At 72.3% G+C, this 14284-nt stretch carries 10 protein-coding genes; 4 read left to right on the forward strand and 6 right to left on the reverse strand.

All coding sequences use genetic code 11. The features are described 5' to 3' along the window. Positions 1 to 85 precede the first annotated feature (85 nt). Positions 86 to 412, forward strand: coding sequence for a hypothetical protein (locus ABGB21_RS06505; RefSeq protein ID WP_347651031.1), 327 nt, complete (start codon positions 86 to 88; stop codon positions 410 to 412). Between the two features lie 28 nt (positions 413 to 440). Beyond that, positions 441 to 1241 (forward strand): alpha/beta hydrolase, encoded by an 801-nt coding sequence (locus tag ABGB21_RS06510; RefSeq protein WP_347651030.1) that lies wholly within the window; start codon positions 441 to 443, stop codon positions 1239 to 1241. Positions 1242 to 1320: 79 nt separating this feature from the next. Here the strand turns inward: ABGB21_RS06510 and ABGB21_RS06515 are convergent, their stop codons facing one another. From ABGB21_RS06515 to ABGB21_RS06540, 6 genes are read right to left on the reverse strand one after another with little or no spacing between them, the layout of a single operon-like run. After that, complete coding sequence (locus ABGB21_RS06515) at positions 1321 to 2316, reverse strand: glycosyltransferase family 2 protein (RefSeq protein ID WP_347676767.1); 996 nt, start codon at positions 2314 to 2316, stop codon at positions 1321 to 1323. After that, the gene (locus ABGB21_RS06520; protein WP_347676769.1) at positions 2313 to 3167 is read right to left on the reverse strand and encodes a glycosyltransferase; all 855 of its coding nucleotides are present in this window, start codon (positions 3165 to 3167) and stop codon (positions 2313 to 2315) included. The genes ABGB21_RS06515 and ABGB21_RS06520 overlap by 4 nt, the downstream gene beginning before the upstream one ends. Beyond that, complete coding sequence (locus ABGB21_RS06525) at positions 3164 to 4012, reverse strand: glycosyltransferase (RefSeq protein WP_347676771.1); 849 nt, start codon at positions 4010 to 4012, stop codon at positions 3164 to 3166. The genes ABGB21_RS06520 and ABGB21_RS06525 overlap by 4 nt, the downstream gene beginning before the upstream one ends. Next, a complete protein-coding gene (locus ABGB21_RS06530; protein WP_347651026.1) occupies positions 4009 to 5415 on the reverse strand; it encodes an O-antigen ligase family protein in 1407 nt (468 codons plus the stop codon). Before ABGB21_RS06530 ends, ABGB21_RS06525 begins: the two co-directional genes overlap by 4 nt. Before the next feature lie 53 nt (positions 5416 to 5468). Continuing rightward, positions 5469 to 6449 carry a hypothetical protein gene (locus ABGB21_RS06535; RefSeq protein WP_347651025.1) on the reverse strand — a complete coding sequence of 327 codons (981 nt, stop codon included), beginning with the start codon at positions 6447 to 6449 and terminating at the stop codon, positions 5469 to 5471. Positions 6450 to 6509: 60 nt separating this feature from the next. Next, positions 6510 to 7865, reverse strand: a complete 1356-nt coding sequence (locus ABGB21_RS06540; RefSeq protein WP_347651024.1) for a glycosyltransferase family 4 protein — start codon at positions 7863 to 7865, stop codon at positions 6510 to 6512. A gap of 435 nt (positions 7866 to 8300) precedes the next feature. On the opposite strand from ABGB21_RS06540, the gene ABGB21_RS06545 reads away from it, so the two are divergent. After that, the gene (locus ABGB21_RS06545) at positions 8301 to 11132 is read left to right on the forward strand and encodes a PQQ-dependent sugar dehydrogenase (RefSeq protein ID WP_347651023.1); all 2832 of its coding nucleotides are present in this window, start codon (positions 8301 to 8303) and stop codon (positions 11130 to 11132) included. A gap of 284 nt (positions 11133 to 11416) precedes the next feature. Further along, a complete protein-coding gene (locus tag ABGB21_RS06550; protein ID WP_347651022.1) occupies positions 11417 to 14275 on the forward strand; it encodes a PQQ-dependent sugar dehydrogenase in 2859 nt (952 codons plus the stop codon). The last annotated feature ends 9 nt before the right edge of the window (positions 14276 to 14284 follow it).

Consider the following 14284-nt stretch of genomic DNA (forward strand, 5'->3'; position numbering starts at 1 on the left):
ACCGTGATCTGACAACTACTTCAAGTGATGAAAGTCCCGGTTGGTGCCGTGATCCACCCGCGTCGGCGCTGCGTACCCTGGAAAGGTGAGCCCACGTCGCAACCGTCCCCGCCCCGAGGAGGCCCCACCGCTGGACCGGGAGCGACTGGAACGCGGCGTCGGCTCGGTCCAGACCTGGCAGGACGGCGAGTGGCAGGTCCGGGCCATCCCCGCCTCCGCCGCGGCCAAGACGTACCGCTGTCCCGGCTGTGTCCAGGAGATCCGCCCGGGGGTCGCGCACGTGGTGGCCTGGCCGGCCGACGGTCGGGGTGACCTGGGCGATCGGCGGCACTGGCACACCGGCTGCTGGCGGGCCCGGGACCGGCGGGCCCCCGGAGTGGAACGCTCCCGCAGCGCCCCCCGGTACGGCTGACCGGGCCGACCTGGGTGAGACTGGACCGGTGAGCACACCGATCCGCGCCGCCAGCATCCTGCCCGCCCGCCGGGAGGACATCGAGCTGCACACCGCCGACGGCCTGCGCCTGGTCGGCGAACTGGCGCTGCCGGCCGACCGGGACCCGGTCGCCACCCTGATCTGCCTGCACCCGCTGCCCACCCACGGCGGGATGATGGACAGCCACGTGTTCCGCAAGGCCGCCTGGCGGCTGCCCGCGCTCGCCGACCTCGCGGTGCTGCGCTTCAACACCCGGGGCACCAGCAGCGTGCGCGGCACCAGCGAGGGGACCTTCGACGCCGGCGACGCCGAGCGGTACGACGTCGCCGCCGCCATCGAGTACGCCGAGTTCCACGAGCTGCCGAACATCTGGCTGGTCGGCTGGTCGTTCGGCACCGACCTCACCCTCCGGCACGGCTGCGACCCCGGGGTGGTCGGGGCGATCCTGCTCTCACCACCGCTGCGGACCGCCGGCGACGAGGACCTGGCCACCTGGTCCGCCTCCGGCAAGCCGTTGACCGCGCTGGTCCCGGAGTTCGACGACTACCTGCGCCCGGACGAGGCCCGGCACCGGTTCGGGGTCGTGCCGCAGGCGGAGGTGGTCGGGGTGCCCGGGGCCAAGCACCTCTGGGTCGGCGCCGCCGAGACGGTGCTGGACGAGATCGTCCGGCGGGTCAACCCGGCCGTACCGGTGCCGCTGCCGTCGACCTGGGACGGTCCGATGGAGACCGGCGACGCCAGCGCGTACGCCGACCGTACGGTGGCCGCGTTCGCCGACGTACCGGTGTCGGAACGCGGCGCGGACTGACCGGTCTCGGAACGCCGGGTCGGCTGACCGGTCAGCCGGTCCGGGCTGGTTGAGGGGGCAGGCCGGGCTGGCGGTGGGGTCAGGCGGGACGCCGGAGACCGCCGGCCGCCGGCGCGCCGTCGGCCGGACCCGATTCGGTGATCTCCACCGGAGCGAGTTCGGCGGCGGGCGGCCAACCGGCCAGCCACACCCGCCGCTGCCGCCACACCTCGCGCCAGTAACCGGCCCGCCCGGTCAGTCGGGCGGCCGCCGCCCGGGTCGCGATACCGAGCCGCAGCAGCACCCGGCCGAGCCGAGCCCGCGACCGGGACCAGCGCAGCCGCTGGAAGGTGACCTGGCCGCGCAACAGCATCACCCGCTTGCCGGCACTGGTCGACGCGGCCCCGCCGACGTGCACCACCCGGGCGGTCGGCACCAGCACCGGGTCGGCGCCGATCGCGGTCGCCCGCAGGCAGAGGTCGAGGTCCTCGCTGTACATGAAGTAGTCCGGGGTGAAGCCGCCGAGTTGGGCGAAGAGCGAGCGGCGGACCAGCAGCAGACAGCCGGAGGCGGCCGGCACCCGGACCAGGGTCGACCGGTCCAACCAGGGCAGCGCCTCCCGGTTGAAGAGCCGGGACCGGGGAAAGAGCTTGGACAGGCCGGTGGCGAAGCAGGTGAGCGACCACAGCGACGGCGGGCCGAAGACCGAGTGCCCGTCGTCGGTACCGTCGGCGGCGAGGGTACGGCCGGCGTAGATCCCGTGCCGGGGATGCTCCCGGGTGAAGGCGAGCAGTTCGCCGATGACGTTGCCGACCGGTTCGGTGTCCGGGTTGAGCAGCATCAGCCAGTCACCCCGGGCCTGGGCCGCCCCGACGTTGACCGCCCGGCCGAACCCGACGTTACGGGCCAGCCGGACCACCCGCGCCTCCGGGAAGGCCGCAGCCACCGCCGCCGCCGAACCGTCCGCCGAGTTGTTGTCGACCACGATCACCTCGTACGGCTCGGCCGGGCAGGCCGTGGCGAGGCTGGACAGGGCGGTCAGGATCAACTCGCGGGTCTGGTACGACACCACGATCACGCTCACCAGCGGCGTCACGACGTCGCCCCCGTCTCCGGACCGGCGTCGGGGCGTCGGCTGGACTCGTCGCGTCCCCACTGCCGCCGGGTCCCCGGTCGGCGGGCGGAGGCGGCGGCCAGCAGGGTCAGCCCGGCGTAACAGACCCCGGCGGGCAGCAGCCACGGCCGGGGCAGCACCACGTCGACCAGCCAGGAGGTCCGTCGGGCCGGCCGGACCTGGTCGTCGGCGGCCCGCAGGGTGGCGTTGCCGGCCCGGACCCGGCCGAGCCGGCGCAGCAGGTCGGCGGTGCGTCGCGGGGTGGCCACCACGGTCGCCACCGAGGTCACCTCGCGTTTCTCGGCCTCGGTGAACTGCGCGTCCAGGAACAGGTCGTCGGCGATCACGTCCGGGAACCGGTCGAACCGGGCCCGGCCGGCGGCGGAGAGTGCGATCGCGCCCCGGCCGAAGAGCGCGTTCCGGTACGCGGGATGCCGGCCGTTGATCGCGTAGTAGGCGCGTACCAGCAGGGGGCGGCCGGTGGTGTCCAGCCGGCGGCCCGGCGCGGCGGCCAGCACCCCCGGCTCGTCGAGCGCGGCGACCAGCGCCCGGACCCCGGCGGTGGCCAGCCCGATGTCGGCGTCGAGGTAGATCCGGGGAAACGCGGTCGCGGCGGCGTCACCGGCGTTCAGCGCGCCCGGCTTGCCGGCCGCGGGCAGTTCGAGGACCGTCACCCCGGGCACCCCGCGCGCTACGTCGGCGGTGCCGTCGGTGCAGCCGTTGGCCACCACCACCACCTCGAACTCGCCGGGAGCGGCGCCGGCGAGCAGGGTCCGCAGGGTACGGCCGAGCACCGCCGCCTCGTTGTGCGCGGCGATCACCACACTGGTCACCACGGCGCCCGCCCGGTCAACGCGAGCCGGATCCGCCGGGCGGCGTTGCGTCGGCGCAACCGCCAGCCCTGGTATTCCCGCAGGTCGAGCGGGGCGGCCTGGACCACCCGGGCGGAGTGCCGCATCTGGGCCGTCCACTCGGCGACCGTGGTCACCCCGGTACGGCGGGCCGACAGCGGCCGGCGGGCCAGGAAGTCGGCGTCCGTCTTGTAGATGGTGTGCGGACTGCGCGGGTCGTCCATGTGGTCCTCGGGGAGGAAGGGGTGGTACCAGCCGTTGACCCAACCGAGCCGGGCGGAGCGCAGGCACCAGGCGGTGAAGGTCTCCCCGTCACGCAGCGGACCAACCTGGTCGAGCATCTCCCGTTTGAGCAGGTAGCCGCTGCCCTGCACCCAGTGGTTGCGCAGCAGCCGGTGCCCCCCGGGACAGTCGGCGAGCTTCGCCGCGACCAGGGTCTCGTCGACGTCCTCCGGCGGGAAACGCCAGGTGCCGACCACCCCGAGGCCGGGTACGTCCCGGTGCGCCCGGCGTAGCACGTCGAGCCAGGTCGGGTCGGGCAGGCAGTCGTCGTCCACCTTGCTCAGGTACGCCCCGGTCGACTCCCGCCACAGCCAGTTCGTCGGTTCGGTGAGCCCGGCGTTGACCGGACTGTGGTGGAACCGGTGCACCCGCGGATGGTGGCGGAACTCCTCGACCGCGTCCAGGGTGGGCTGGTCGGTGCCGTTGTGCCAGAGCCACACCCGGGCGTCCGGGGGACACGTCCTCAGCAGGTGCGGCAGCGAGAGCCGGACGTACTCCGGCCGGTCGTACGTGATCATGAGGATGTCGATGCCGTCGTCGCTCATGGCGCCTCCTCGCTGCGCTCCGCCGGGCTGGTCCGGGCGACCCGGGCGGCCCGGCCCGCCTCGATCACGTTGATCCGTTCCGCCCTGGTCAGCCGCCACAACGCACCGGCCAGGCCGAGCAGCAGGTGCACCGTGATGAAAAACGTCGTGAAGTACATCGAGTCGAAGGTGAAGCCGGAGACGGCGGCCACCCCGAGCGCCACCGCGAGCACCGCCGCCAGGTCACGGTCGCGTTCCGAGCGGGCGAACCGGCGTACCCGGCCGGCGACCACCACCCCGGACATGAAAAAGACGGTGAGCCCGACGACCCCGATGATCCCGGTCTGCACCAGGGTGGTCAGCCACTGGTTGTCGAGCAGTTGGTACAGCTCGGGCAGGAACGTGCCGATGCCCCGGCCGAGCCAGGGGCGTTCCTGGATGAACGGCGTGACGTAGTCGTAGTCCTCCACCCGGGCCTGCACGCTCGGGTCGCTCTCCCCGGCGAGCAGCAGCGACTTCAACGTGGCGAGCAGCCCCGGCCGGACGGTCTGGATCAGTGCGGTGAGGAAACAGCCGACCACCAGCACGTTGAACGTGGTCCGCAGCGGCCAGACCAGGATGAAGAGCAGGATGGCGGCGCCGAGGGCGAGCACCCCGGTCCGAGACAGCGAGATCGGGATGACCGCCGCCTGGACCATCGCCAAGGCGCCGTAGATCTGCCGGTCCCGCCGCTTGTCGGCGAACCGGGCGAAGTGGATCGCCACCACCAGGCCGATCACCATCAGCACGCTGAACTCGATGTAGTGCCCGGCGGTGCCGGCGACCCGGACCAGCCCGTCCCCGCCCCGCTCCCGGAAGCCGACCACCTCCCGGTGGAACGTCAGCACCGGCGGAAGCTTCATGTACGTGGTCAGGTCGATCCGGGTGACGAACTGGGTCAGCGCGACGAACGCCATGAAGGTGCAGCCCCAGCAGAGCCAGCGCAGGATCGTGTCGATCCGGTCCCGGGTCAGCACGCCGTCGGCGGCGGCGAGCAGGATCCCGGCGCCGGCCAGCGCCTGCAGCAGGGTCCGCTCCGCGCCGTTGACCTCCAACACCGGCATGCCCCGGGCCTGCCCGGCGACGTAGGAGAGCAGCAGGGTGACCAGGTAGATCGCCATCGCCCAGCGCATCGGCTGCTGGCCGCGGGTGGCCAGGTTGGGGTGCAGTCGGCTCAGCGCCCACCAGACGAGCAGCCCGAACCCCACCATCAGCCCCGGCTTGCCGAGGTCGCTCAGCGGCGGGAAGACCAGCCGGAACGGCAGCAGGTAGGCGAGCAGCAACGAGGCGATGACGGCCGCCGTCGCGTCCGGGAAGTGACGTACGGCGGGGGCGATGCCGTCGTACACGGTGTCGGATCGCCGCGCGGATAGGTAGGTCGGCACGTCGCTCGTCTCGTCCGTGCGCCGTCATCCGGCGCTGCTGGGGCTTTCGGCGATCACTGGGCCGAATCGTCGGCGGGGTTGCGGACGGTGGCCAGCAGGATGGTCTCGTCGGGCTGCCCGGACCGGTACTCGCCCCGGGGCGCCGGGCCGAAGGTCGCGTTCCGCTCATTGACACCGGGTCCGCGTTCGTCGGCGGCGTGCGCGCCGCCCCGGTCGTCCGTCTGCCGTCCGGTAATCCGCCCGGCGGGGACCGAGAGGGGCTGGGTGAGGTCCCGCTCGCCGCCCGCTGCCGACCCGGCGGAGCGGGCGGCCGGGGCCGGGGTCACCGCAGGCTGGCCGCCGCCCCGGGCCGGCCCGACGGTCGCCTGGCCACCGTTCCAGGTCATCGGGGTACGCGGGTCGCGCCGGCCGAGCCGGGCGGCCGCCCGGCGGCGGAGCACCGCGTCGTAGACGACGGCGGCGACCGCGGCCAGCAGCAGACCGATCGCGGCGATCACCACCTGCGCCCGGAGCACGTTGGAACGGGACGGGACGATGTTCAGCCCCGGGTCGAGCACCTGGGTGGTGATCTGCTCGCCGGGCTTCGGCCGGTACTCGGCCTGCTTGCCGGCCACCTCGTCGGTGAGCAACTGGGTCACCGCGGTCACGGTCGCCCGCGCGCTCTGCTCGGTGGCGGCGGTTACCGCCACGGTCAGGATCGAACTGCGGGTCACCAGGCCGACCTCGTAGTCCGGGTCGCCGCCAGCCGTCGCCACCTTCATCCGGGCGTCGTGCGAGGAGATGGAGATCTGCACCGCCTGGGCCATCGCGTTCTCGCCGATCCGCAGCCACGGGTTGCCCGGCTGCGGGGTCGCGTTCGGCGCCGGGGGGGCCTGCGCGGTGGTCGGCGGGACGAGCAGGATGGCCACCTCGGTCTTGTACTCCGGCTGGATCGCCAGTCCGAACGCGAAGGCGGCGCCGAGGGTCCCGACCACGATCGGGGCCGAGACGTACCACCGCCGAAACATGAGTTTCAGCAGGTCGAGAAGGTCCATCGGGCGGCCCCTTCGCCGGGTGCGGATGTGCTGGTGTCGTCGTCGTTACGGCAGCGCCGGTCAGTTCGGCAGGCGCGCGGCATCGGCTCCGCTATCGGGTGAAACTTCGTTGTAGCCGTTTGGCGACGGCCGGAGCAATCGATCCCAGAGTCGGATGTACGACTTGACCTGGTGGTCCCAGGCGAGTTCGGCAATGAACCGCTGGCGACCCGTACGGCGCATTTCCGTCCGGGCGTGTCCGTCACTGAGCAACTGGTCGATGGCCTTGGCGAATTCGTCCGGACTGCCGGTCTGCACATAACTCGCCGCCCGGTCGGCGGTACGTCTGGTCTCCAGCAGGTCCACCGCGACGACCGGTACGCCCCGGGCGACGTACTCCACCGTCTTGGCCATCGTGTAGAACTCGGCCATCCGGCTCGGCAGGTCCGGCTGGATCGCGATCGACGCGGAGCAGAGCAGGGCGTCCACCTCGTCGGCCTCCAACCAGCCGGTGAACCGTACGACGTCGTCGACGCCCCGGTCGGCGGCGAGCCGGCGCAGCTCGGGCAGGCTCTCGCCGTCACCGGCGACGACCAGCTCCCAGTCGTCGGCGCCGCGCAGCCCGACCAGGCGTTCGGCGGCGAGGACCGCGGCCTCGACGTTGTCCTGCGGGTTGATCACGCCGACGTAGACGATCCGCTGCCGGTTCCGGTCCACCGGGAGCCGGTCGGTGTCCGGGAACCCGTCGGCGCTCTCCGACCCGGTCCCGGCGTCCGGGGTCCGGACGACGGTGGGCTTCGGCCCGGCCGCGACGTCCGGTCCGAGCAGTCCGGCCCGGCCGACCTCGGCCAGCGCGGGACCGTTGCGGACCACCACGACCTTCTCCGGTGGGCAGCCGCCCCGGCTGACGGCCAGTTCCCGGAACGACTCGTTGGTGGCGACCACGGCGGTGGCGACCCGCCAGGAGAGCCGTTCGAAGAGCTTCAGCGTCCAGAGCACCGCCGGTCGGGGCTGGCCGGACTTGCACTCGTAGAGTTCCGGGCTCAGGTCGTGGTGGTCGAAGACGAACGGCCGACCCAGCGCCCGCATCAGCAGCCCGACGATCCAGAAGACGTCCGGCGGGTTGCAGGCCTGTACGGCGTCGACCCGGGTCCGCAGCATCAGGCCGAGCAGTCGTACGGTGACCGCGATCAGCGCCCAGGCGAACTCGGCGGCGAAGGAGAGGATGCTCTTGCCGGCCAGCGGCTGCGGGAAGGAGTGGATCCGGGTGGCCACCGTACCCGGCACCAGGGTGGGACGCCGCGGACCACGGGGGCAGATCACCGACGCCCGGTAGCCGGCGGCCTCCAGCCCCTGGCACTCCCGGATCACCCGGCGGTCCCGTTCGGCCGGCAGATTGACCACCACGATGACCACGTGTGGGCGTCGATCGGCCATCTTCAACTCCCATCCGCGCAGCTCGGACGACGTTTTCGATGGAAGGTCGCGGCATTGTCGAAATACGCCGCGACCCGAATAAAACTCGTTGTCACCGGGGCATACGCCACCGGCTCCGGTCCTACAAAGACACTGCTGCACGGAACCGCCACGGGCAAGGACCGTTGATTGACGAGTCTGTCGACTTACTTACAAGGTCGCGACCGATCGGCCGATTGTTCGTTCACTCATTCATCCGCGTCTTGGCGGTCCGGACGGGTCCACTTCGAGACTGTCGCCCGACAAATCGCCACGCTCCCCGTCGGGTGCGCGCTGATAACGTGATCTTCGTCCGCATTCGCGTTTTGACGCGGCGGGCTTTCCTCCACCGCACCGGTGCCCGACCCTGTGCCCACACAGGCGGGCGGCGGGACGTGCGGAGGTACGGCGGTGCGGATGCGTCGGGGTAACGGACTGACTCTGGTCGCGGTGCTGGTCGGCGGGATACTGGCCGCACCGGGCGGTACGCCGCCGGCGGCGGCGGTGACCCTGCCGGCCGGCTTCCAGGAGCAGATCGTGTTCAGCGGGCTGAACCAGCCCACCAACCTGGAGTTCGCCCCGGACGGGCGGATCTTCGTCGCCGAGAAGGGCGGCCGGGTCAAGGTCTTCACCGACCTCGCCGACCCGACCCCGACGGTGGTCGCCGACCTCGGCACCAACGTGCACAACCAGTGGGACCGCGGCCTGCTCGGGCTGGCCCTGCCGCCCGACTTCCCGGCCAACCCCTGGCTATACGTGCTCTACACGTACGACGCGCCGCCCGGGCAGACCGCGCCGATCTGGAACGACGTCTGCGGCGACGCGAACAACGGGCGCTGCCTGGTCACCGGCCGGCTCTCCCGGTTGCGGGTCAGCGGCGACCAGATGACCGGCGCCGAGCAGGTGCTGATCTCCGACTGGTGCCAGCAGTACCCCAGCCACTCCGTCGGTGACCTCCGTTTCGGGGCCGACGGGATGCTCTACGTCACCGCCGGCGACGGGGCGAGCTTCAGCGCCGTCGACTACGGCCAGCTGGGCAGCCCGGCGAACCCGTGCGCCGACCCGCCCGGCGGCACGATGACCCCGCCCCGAGCCGAGGGCGGCGCGCTGCGGTCCCAGGACGTCCGGAGCACCGCCGACCCGACCGGCCTGGACGGCACGGTGCTGCGGCTCGACCCGGCGACCGGGGCCGCGGCCCCGGGCAACCCGTTGGCCGGCTCGGCGGACGTCAACGCCCGCCGGATCGTCGGCTACGGCGCCCGCAACCCGTTCCGGTTCACCATCCGGCCCGGCACCAACGAGGTCTGGTTCGGCGACGTCGGCTGGAACACCTGGGAGGAGGTCAACCGGATCGTCGACCCGACCGCCGGCCCGACCAACCTCGGCTGGCCCTGCTACGAGGGGGCCGGGCGGATGAGCAGCTACGACAACGCCAACCTGAACCTCTGCGAGTCGCTGTACACCGGGGCCGGGCAGACCGCGCCCTACTACACCTACCACCACAGCGCGGCTGTGGTGCCGGGGGAGAACTGCGGCTCGGGCGGGGACGCGGTCTCCGGACTGGCCTTCTACCCGGGCAGCGGCGGCAGCTATCCGTCGACGTACGCCGGGGCCCTGTTCTTCGCGGACTACTCACGCGGCTGCATCTGGGCGATGCGCCCGCCCGTCCCGGGCGGCCTGCCGAACCCCGCCAACCTGGAGGCGTTCGGGCAGGCCGCCTCCGGTCCGGTCGACCTGGCGCTCGGGCCGGGCGGCGAGCTGTACTACGCCGACCTGAACGGCGGCACGGTCCGGCGGATCCGGTACTTCCCCGGCAACCAGCCGCCGACCGCAGTGATCAACGCCAGCCCGACCAGCGGCCCGGCGCCGCTCACCGTCACCTTCGACGGCACCTCCTCCACCGACCCGGACCCGGCCGACGTCGGCCGGATCAGCTACCGGTGGGACTTCACCAGCGACGGCACGGTCGACGCGACCGGGCCGACCGCGAGCCACCGCTACCCGGACGGCGGCAGCTACACCGCGACGCTTACCGTCACCGACACCCTCGGCGTCTCAGCCAGCGCCACCGTCACCATCCAGCCCGGCAACGGCGCCCCGACCGCGATCCTGGACACGCCGGTGCCGGGGACCGACTGGACGGTCGGGCAGACCCTCACCTTCGGCGGGCGCGGCACCGACCCGCAGCAGGGCACCCTGCCGGCGTCCGCGCTGCACTGGCGGCTGCGGATGCAGCACTGCGAGTCGGTCGGCAACTGCCACACCCACCATCTGCGGGAGTGGCCGGGGGTGGCCGGCGGGTCGTTCGTCGCCCCGGACCACGACTACCCGTCGTACCTGGAACTGGAGCTGACCGCCACCGACGCCCAGGGGCTGACCAACACCGTGGTACGCCGGCTCGACCCGCGCACCGTCGACCTCGGTTTCGTCAGCGACCCGCCGGGGCTGCGGCTCAGCGTCGGCGCGGTCACCGGTACCACCCCGTTCACCCGTACCGTGATCGTCGGTTCGACAAACACGGTGAGCGCGCCGAGCCCGCAGACCTTCGGCGGGGTGGCGTACACCTTCACCGGCTGGTCGGACGCCGGCGCGGCGACGCACGTGCTCACCGCACCGGCGACCGCGACCAACTACACGGCGACGTACGCCGGGGCGACCGGCTGCGGCGCGGTGCCCGGCTACACCTGCGCCACCGAGACCGGCCGGCCGTGGCCGACGGCGGACGACACCGTGCTGCCGCTCGCCGGTGACGACACGGTGACCCGGGTCGCGCTCCCGTTCCCGGTACGCCTCTTCGGCCAGCCGTACGACAGCGCGTGGATCTCCGGGAACGGCTTCGTGTCGTTCACCGACCCGGACGGGTCGCAGCCGATCAACGGCCCGCTGCCGGACGCCGCACTGCCGAACGCGGCGGTCTACCCGTTCTGGGACGACCTGTACGTCCGGGCCGACTCCAGCGTCCGGACCGCGGTCACCGGCGTCGCGCCGCACCGCCGGTTCGTCGTGGAGTGGCGCAACAGCGGACTGTACGGCTCCAGTTCGGCCCGGATCAGTTTCGCGGCGGTCTTCGCCGAGGACGGCGAGATCGCCTTCAGCTACGCGGACCTGAACAGCACCGGGCGGGAGCGGGGTGACTCGGCGACGGTCGGACTGGAGAACGGCGCCGGCACGGTCGCCCTCCCGTACTCGGTCAACCAGCCGACGCTGGTCAACGGGACGTCCGTGGTCTACCGGCCGGACACCCCCTGATCGGGTACGGGACGCGAGCACTCAGCGTGTCGATGACGGGCCGCCCGGTGGGTCCGGGGACAGCTGTCCCACCGGGTCGGGCCGATTGTCTCCCCCGCGCCCGCCGACCGTTCCGGCCCGTCGATCAAACGTTTGACCTGGGAAGCTGATCGGGCGTTAAGTCGGTCTGGTTGATGTCGGCCCCGGTCGGGCCGCCGACAGTCCGGTTGGTCACCGACGGTGATCCTGAGGTGTGGGCATCGGGTCTCGGAAGAGCCGACCCGGGTCCGCGGAGGGAGGCCGTCATGTCACGGGTACTGCGGCGGAGCTGGGTTCTGACCCTGGCCGTTCTGCTCGGTGTGCCGGTCCTGGTCGGGCTGCCGCCGGTGCCACCCCGGCCGGCGGCGGCGATCCCGGCGGGTTTCACCCAGCAGGTCGTCTACACCGGACTCACCCGGCCGACCAAGCTGGTCTTCTCCCCGGACGGGCGGGTCTTCGTCGCCGAGAAGAGCGGTATCGTCAAGGTCTTCGACAGCCTCGCCGACAACACCCCGACGGTCTTCGCCGACCTGCGGCCCAAGGTGTACGACTTCACCGACCTCGGGCTGATCGGCCTCGCCCTGGCCCCGAACTTCCCCGACGACCCGTACGTCTACGTCAGCTACAGCTACGACGGCGTGGTCGGCGGCAGCGCGCCGACGTACCACGACTCCTGCCCCAAGATCGGCGACTGCGCGGCGAGCGCCCGAGTCTCCCGGCTGCGGGCGGCCGGCGACGTGATGACCGGCAACGAGCAGGTGCTGCTGCACGACTGGTGCCACCAGATCGACAGCCACTCCATCGGCGACCTCGGATTCGGCCCGGACGGCGCGCTCTACGTCTCCGGTGGCGAGGGAGCGTCGGCCACCTTCACCGACTACGGCCAGGCCGGCAGCCCGACCAACCCGTGCGGCGACCCGCCCGCCCCGGCCGGCGGACCGATGACCCCGCCGACCGCCGAGGGCGGCGCGCTGCGCTCCCAGGACATCCGCTCCGACGCCGACCCGACCGGACTGAGCGGAACCCTGATCCGGATCTCCCCGACCACCGGCGCCGCGCTGCCGGACAACCCGCTCGCCGCCAGCGCCGACCCGAACAACCGGCGGATCGTCGCGTACGGGCTGCGCAACCCGTTCCGGTGGACGTTCCGGCCGGGAACCAGCGAGGTCTGGGCCGGTGACGTGGGCTGGCGCACCTGGGAGGAGATCAACCGGATCGTCGACCCGGCGGTCGGACCGGTCCGCAACTACGGCTGGCCCTGCTACGAGGGCAACGCGGCGCAGAGCGGCTACAACGCGGCGAACCTGACGCTGTGCGAGAGCCTGTACGCCAACCCGGCGGTCGTGCCGCCGTACTACACGTACCAGCACAGCCAGTCGGTGGCGGCCGGGGACGGCTGCCGTACCGGCGGGTCGTCGCCGGCCGGGGTGGCGTTCTACCCGACCAGCGGCGGCGGCTACCCGGCGACGTACGCCGGGGCGCTCTTCTTCGCCGACTACTCGCGCGGCTGCCTCTGGGCGATGCGGGCCGGCGCCAACGGGCTGCCCGACCCGGCCCGGATCGTGCCGTTCGCCGCCACCCCCGGCGTCGTCGACCTGCGGATCGGTCCCGAGGGTGACCTCTACTACGTGGACCTGACCGGCGGTACGGTCCGTCGGTTCCACCACAGTGCCGGCAACCAGATCCCGCACGCGGCGGTCGACGCCACCCCGACCAGCGGGAACGCCCCGCTGACCGTCTCCTTCGACGCGGTCGGCTCGTCGGATCCGGACCCGGGCGACATCCTGGAGTACCAGTGGGACTTCACCGGCGACGGCACCGTCGACGCGACCGGGCTGACCGCCAGCCACCGGTACACGTCGATCGGCACCTACACCGCCCGGCTGCGGGTGGTCGACATCGGCGGGCTCAGCGACACCGCGACGGTGCAGATCCGGGTCGGCACCGCCGCCCCGGTCCCGGTGATCGAGAGCCCGACCACGGCGGCGCGCTGGTCGACCGGGCAGACGGTGACCTTCCAGGGCCGGGCCACCGACCCGCAGCAGGGCGCCCTGCCGGCGTCGGCGCTGACCTGGGAGCTGGTCCTGCAGCACTGCAGCACGGTGGAGAACTGCCACAGCCACCCGGTACGCGGGTGGACCGGGGTCAGCACCGGTGACTTCCTCGCCCCGGACCACGAGTATCCGTCCTACCTGGAGCTGACCCTGACCGCCCGGGACGCCGGCGGGTTGACCGGCAGCACCACCCTACGACTCGACCCGCAGACCGTACGGATCTCGCTGGCCACCAAGCCGGCCGGGCTGCGGATCAACCTGAACGGGCGCAGCCTCACCACCCCGAACAGCGTCGAGGTGATCGTCGGTTCGACCAACACGGTCAGCGCCCCCGGGCCGCAGACCCTCGGCCCGGCCACGTACACCTTCGCGAGCTGGTCGGACGGGGGTGCGGCGACCCACGTGATCACCGCACCGGCGACCGCCCGGACCTACACCGCGACCTACGACGGGGTCGCCGGCACCTGCGGCGACAGCTACGGCTACACCTGTACCACCGCACCGAACCGACCCTTCTTCTTCGTCGACGACGTGCTGCCGCTGACCGGTGACAACGCGACCGTGCCGGTGGACCTGCCGTTCCCGGTGCCGTACTACGGCCAGACCCACACCCGGGTCTGGGTGGACAGCAACGGCGTGCTCTCGTTCACCGACCCGGGCGGCTCGTGGCCGACCAACAAGCCGATCCCGAACCCGGCGAAGCCGAACGCCGCGATCCTGCCGTTCTGGGACGACCTGGAGGTGCTGGCCGACTCCAGCGTCCGGATCGGGGAGGTCGGCATCGCACCGGACCGGCAGTTTGTCGTCGAGTGGCGCAACGTGGGCTTCAGGGGCGCCGGTACGGCCCGGGTCAGCTTCCAGGTGCTGATCTCCGAGTGGGGTCAGCTCGTCTTCAACTACACGGGTTTGAACTCCGGCCGGGAGCTGGGCAACTCGGCGACGATCGGGATCGAGAACCCGACCGGCACCGGCGGGGTGCAGTACTCCTACAACCAGCTCGTGCTGGCGAACAACAGGGCGATCGTCTTCACCCCACCGGCGCTGATCCCGATCACCGGCGGTACGCCGTAGCCGGCCGCC

Source organism: Plantactinospora sp. B24E8 (genome assembly GCF_039871735.1).
Taxonomy (GTDB): domain Bacteria; phylum Actinomycetota; class Actinomycetes; order Mycobacteriales; family Micromonosporaceae; genus Plantactinospora.

Excerpts from the sequence above, each read along its gene's own strand:
- ABGB21_RS06545 (WP_347651023.1), top strand. The coding sequence starts at position 8,301 with ATGCGTCGGGGTAACGGACTGACTCTGGTCGCGGTGCTGGTCGGCGGG.
- ABGB21_RS06550 (WP_347651022.1), top strand. The coding sequence starts at position 11,417 with ATGTCACGGGTACTGCGGCGGAGCTGGGTTCTGACCCTGGCCGTTCTG.
- ABGB21_RS06535 (WP_347651025.1), bottom strand. The coding sequence starts at position 6,449 with ATGGACCTTCTCGACCTGCTGAAACTCATGTTTCGGCGGTGGTACGTC.
- ABGB21_RS06525 (WP_347676771.1), bottom strand. The coding sequence starts at position 4,012 with ATGAGCGACGACGGCATCGACATCCTCATGATCACGTACGACCGGCCG.
- ABGB21_RS06540 (WP_347651024.1), bottom strand. The coding sequence starts at position 7,865 with ATGGCCGATCGACGCCCACACGTGGTCATCGTGGTGGTCAATCTGCCG.